Annotated in this window: 4 protein-coding genes and 1 pseudogene; 2 read left to right on the top strand and 3 right to left on the bottom strand. The window is 67.8% G+C overall.

Going from position 1 to position 3,214, the window contains the following annotated elements; all coding sequences use genetic code 11:
• Positions 1–526, top strand: a pseudogene (locus D183_RS0101970) (hypothetical protein); the annotation flags it as partial.
• Complete coding sequence (locus tag D183_RS0101975; RefSeq protein WP_017907501.1) at positions 523–876, top strand: hypothetical protein; 354 nt, start codon at positions 523–525, stop codon at positions 874–876. The pseudogene D183_RS0101970 and the gene D183_RS0101975, both read left to right, overlap by 4 nt.
• A 199-nt stretch (positions 877–1,075) precedes the next feature.
• Here the strand turns inward: D183_RS0101975 and accC are convergent, their stop codons facing one another.
• From accC to accB, 3 genes are all read right to left on the bottom strand, one after another.
• A complete protein-coding gene (gene accC / locus D183_RS0101980; protein ID WP_010343850.1) occupies positions 1,076–2,440 on the bottom strand; it encodes an acetyl-CoA carboxylase biotin carboxylase subunit in 1,365 nt (454 codons plus the stop codon).
• The gene (locus D183_RS0101985; protein ID WP_017907502.1) at positions 2,430–2,864 is read right to left on the bottom strand and encodes a four helix bundle protein; all 435 of its coding nucleotides are present in this window, start codon (positions 2,862–2,864) and stop codon (positions 2,430–2,432) included. The genes accC and D183_RS0101985 overlap by 11 nt, the downstream gene beginning before the upstream one ends.
• A 16-nt stretch (positions 2,865–2,880) precedes the next feature.
• Positions 2,881–3,214 (bottom strand): acetyl-CoA carboxylase biotin carboxyl carrier protein (gene accB / locus D183_RS0101990; protein ID WP_017907503.1); only part of this gene is annotated, 334 nt, incomplete at its 5' end.

Here is a 3,214-nt window from a genome sequence, read left to right on the forward strand (position 1 = left end):
GATGGTGCAGGCGCGCGCTCGCGTCGGCCGCCGTTGCGCCGGCTTCGCGCCCGGCGACGGCCTGACCCGCCAGGCCATCGTCGCCCAGCGCATACAGGCTGCGCGCGGCGGCAACCTGGCCGCCGAAGCGGCGCTGCTGGCGCTCGGCCAGCCGTTGCATGCCGGCGCCGAGTACAAACGCGATCTGGTCGCGCGGGTGCGCGCCTCCGGCGATCCCGATGCCTACGTGGCGCTGTCGCCGGCGATGGGCCTGGCCGCAAGCGGCGACGACAGTCTGGACGGGCGCGTGGCCGGCACCCAGTTTTCCGAATTGGCCTGGCAGTTGGCCGCCTGCAGGCTGGGATTGGATTGCGGCCCGGACAGCGAGTTGATGACCCGCTATTGCGCCAACGGCGGGATCTGCTCGCGCGACCCCACCCAGGACTTCAGCAGTTTTGTTTACGACGCCGCGGTGCCGCGGCAAGGCACGGACACGATGAACGACATGGTCAATCGACTGGTGGACAGCAAGGGAGCAGGCTCATGAATTACCGGCGATGGCTGCACGGCGCCAAATTCTGGTTCTGGGTCCTGGCCTTCGTCGCCTATTCGGCGGCGGCGGCGGGCCTGTTGCTGATCGACACCGCCGAACAGCGCTACCGCGGCCTGTCCAAGGTCGAACTGACCACCGCGCACGCCGCGCCGGACGTGCGCCGCGCCGGCGCCGCGCAGGTGGCGGCGATCTACCGCGCCAACAGCGGCATGCCCTTTTCCACCCTGGCCCCGGGCAGCACCTTCCAGATCGTCTGGCCGGACGGCTCCACCGAGACGGTGATGATCGTCAGCCCGACCTCGAGCCTGGGCGTGGAGCCGGTGGCGGGGACGCAGGCGAAGTAGCCGGGATTCGGGATTGGGGATGGGGGGATTCGCAAAAGCGGATCCAGATCCGAATCTTTCGGGTGTGTCTGGGCGCATCTGCGGCCCTAGGCTCGACAAGACCATGGGCCCATCGAAGCCGCAACCTTCGCGCTCGCCGGCATCGATCCGAAGCCGGCTTTAGCGAATCCCAAATCCCGAATCCCGAATCCCGCCGTTCCTACAAGGCAATCGACTTGTTCTTGCGCTCGGCCAGGCGCTTTTCCAGGTAGTGGATGTTCTGGCCGCCGGCCTGGAAGCCCTTGTCGCGCATGATCCGCTGCTGCAGCGGGATGTTGGTCTTGATGCCGTCCACCACCATCTCGCTCAGCGCCACGCGCATGCGCGCGATCGCGGTCTCGCGGTCGGGGCCGTGCACGATCAGCTTGCCGATCATCGAGTCGTAGTTCGGCGGCACTTTGTAGCCGCTGTAGATGTGCGTGTCCACGCGCACGCCGGGACCGCCGGGCGGGTGGAAGCCGGTGATCAGGCCCGGGTTGGGCATGAAGGTTTCCGGGTCCTCGGCGTTGATGCGGCACTCGATCGCATGGCCGCGCAGGACGATGTCCTTCTGCTTGATGCTGAGCTTGTGCCCGGCGGCGATGCGCAGCTGCTCGCAGACCAAGTCGATGCCGGTGATGCGCTCGGTGACCGGGTGCTCCACCTGGATGCGCGTGTTCATCTCGATGAAGTAGAAGCGCCCGTTCTCGAACAGGAACTCGAAGGTGCCGGCGCCGCGGTAGCCGATGCGGATGCAGGCGTCCACGCAGACCTTGCCGATCTCGTTGCGCAGTTCCTCGGTGATGCCCGGCGCCGGCGCTTCCTCCACCACCTTCTGGTGGCGGCGCTGCATCGAGCAGTCGCGCTCGCCCAGGTGGATGGCGCCGCCCTGGCCGTCGGCCAGCACCTGGATCTCCACGTGGCGCGGGTTCTCCAGGAACTTCTCCATGTACACCTGGTCGTTGCTGAAAGCGGCCTTGGCCTCGGACTTGGTGGTCTCGATGGCGGCCTTCAGCGCGGCCTCCGAATGCACCACGCGCATGCCGCGGCCGCCGCCGCCGCCGGCGGCCTTGATGATCACCGGGTAGCCGATCTCGCGGGCGATCTTGGTGTTGGCGACGATGTCCTCGCCCAGCGGGCCGCCCGAGCCGGGCACGCACGGCACGCCGGCGGCCTTCATCGCGCGGATCGCCTCGACCTTGTCGCCCATCAGGCGGATGGTGTCGGCCTTGGGCCCGATGAAGATGAAGCCGGACTGCTCCACGCGCTCGGCGAAGTCGGCGTTCTCCGACAGGAAGCCGTAGCCGGGGTGGATGGCCTGGGCATCGGTGACCTCGGCCGCGGCGATCAGCGCCGGGATGTTGAGGTAGCTCTCCGAGGAGGGCGCCGGGCCGATGCACACCGACTCGTCGGCCATGGCCACGTGCTTGAGGTTGCGGTCCACGGTGGAATGCACCGCGACCGTGCGGATGCCGAGCGTATGGCACGCGCGCAGGATGCGCAGCGCGATTTCGCCGCGATTGGCGATGACGACTTTATCGAGCATGGGATTCGGGATTCGGGATTGGGGATTCGTAGGGGGCAACGTCCTCCCGGATGGAGTGGGCGTTGTCCAGCGAACGAATCAGGGCGTTGAGTCGGGAAAAAACGCGATCGAGCAGCGCGGCCAGCGAGGCGTCCGCGCCGCTGAAACCAAGCCTCACGGCGAGCTGGGTCTGGGTATCCAGTTCCGACAGCGAGCCACGGGCCATCGACAGGAAGCGCAGGTATTCCGCGGTGGATCTGCGGGCCGCCCCCTCGGCAATGTTGGAGGGAACACTGACGGCTGCTCGGCGCATCTGCGCGATGAGTCCGAAACGCTCGGAGTCGGGGAAACGTTCGGTGATCCGGTAGATCGATTCGACCAGCGTCATCGCGTCGCGCCAGACGTCCAGGCGCTCGTGCGGCCGCTGTTGCGAATCCCGAATCACGAATCCCCAATCCCGGCTACTGAATCACAAACAACGGCTGATCGAACTCCACCGGCTGGCCGCTTTCGCCCAGGATCGCGACGATGGTGCCGGAGACGTCGGCTTCGATCGGGTTGAACATCTTCATCGCCTCGATGATCGCCAGGGTCTCGCCGGCCTTGACCGCCTGGCCGACGCTGACGAAGGCCGGCTTGTCCGGGGCCGGCGAGGTGTAGAAGGTGCCGACCATCGGCGCGCGCAGCACGTGGCCCTCGGGCAGGGCGTTGCCGGGCTTGGCGCTGCCGCCGGTGGAGGCCTCGGTGGGCGAGCTCATCGGCATCGGCGCGGCGGCGGCCGGCGCGGCCGCCGGG

Origin of the sequence: Xanthomonas sp. SHU 199 (assembly GCF_000364665.1) — a bacterium.
Lineage (GTDB): Bacteria > Pseudomonadota > Gammaproteobacteria > Xanthomonadales > Xanthomonadaceae > Xanthomonas_A > Xanthomonas_A sontii.